The sequence below is a fragment of the Collinsella aerofaciens genome, from assembly GCF_015552075.1.
GTDB classification, from domain to species: Bacteria; Actinomycetota; Coriobacteriia; order Coriobacteriales; family Coriobacteriaceae; genus Collinsella; species Collinsella aerofaciens_Y.
Map to the genome: position 1 here is coordinate 1 of NZ_JADNDZ010000047.1, position 1,030 is coordinate 1,030.

1 protein-coding gene is annotated in these 1,030 nt (G+C 47.2%); it reads right to left on the reverse strand.

Features of this window, described 5'->3' with window-relative positions; all coding sequences use genetic code 11:
* Nucleotides 1–22: 22 nt before the first annotated feature.
* Nucleotides 23–883 carry a hypothetical protein gene (locus tag I2D41_RS02915; RefSeq protein WP_195363487.1) on the reverse strand — a complete coding sequence of 287 codons (861 nt, stop codon included), beginning with the start codon at nt 881–883 and terminating at the stop codon, nt 23–25.
* Nucleotides 884–1,030 lie beyond the last annotated feature (147 nt).

The window sequence follows — 1,030 nt, forward strand, 5'->3', positions numbered from 1 at the left end:
GCTGCGGGAACGGCCTGTCCGCCTAATGTGTTCGGCTGAGATCGGAAATCAACCGCTTATTTGGCCTGCTAGATGTTACATACAAGATTCCCATAATTGAATTATTCGAACCGTCTCGGGCAACAAGTCTAGAAATCATCATGCAACGATCATCGGATCCGAAATGTTCGGAATTAACGTCGTTATCCAACTGTCCGCAGTCTCTGGCTTTTTCAACATCGGGACAAAGTATGACGATATCATTTGACAGCTCTTTTTCGTGAAGCATAATCACGAGCTTGCTATTCATTGAAAGAGGCCGGGAATGTTGAAATCTCGTTTTATTCAATGCCCCTCCCCTAGCCACCGTTGCGTAGCCAACTTCATGATCCGATTTTCCGGGACGCGCAAGCCTGATGGCGCAGCCTATTCCGTCTTTTGGGCGAAAAATTGAAAAACAGGAAGCAACGCCATCGCAGCAGACAGTTGCCAATTCACGTAAATTAACATCAGGATTTTGAGTCTGATTCTCAACTTGGTAGTTAAGGCTCTGAAGTTCGTCGAGCACATTCACATAGCGAAAGCCCTGCCTAATTGAATGCGCGGCAATCCAAATTGCCACCAAACAAGTTACGATAAGCGAAAAAGTAAATAATTCTCTAGTCGCATAAGTTCCAAGGTAGTCAAGGATCCAAGGAAGTTTTCCATCTGTTAATAGCTTTTCTGCAAAAAGAGTAGGCAGCCAAACAAATATCCCACCGAAGCCAATTTTCTTTAGGGCGTCCAGAATCACTAGAGGCATGCCTCTGTTGAGTCCTACACTATAAAAACGAAAACAGGAATACTCGCGCTTCCCTCGTCTACCGTAGTTCAACCAATCATCAAAAGAATATCTATCAATCATGCCATCGCCTCCCGCCACTACAATTTACATTAAAGCATTGTGAGGTACTCCCCCAGCCCTTCCTCCCAGTCGGGCATGTGGAAGCCGACCGACTCGAGCTTGGACAGGTCGAGCGCGGAGTGGACCGGGCGCGGGGCGATGGGGCCC

Excerpts from the sequence above, each read along its gene's own strand:
- I2D41_RS02915 (WP_195363487.1), bottom strand. The coding sequence starts at position 883 with ATGATTGATAGATATTCTTTTGATGATTGGTTGAACTACGGTAGACGA.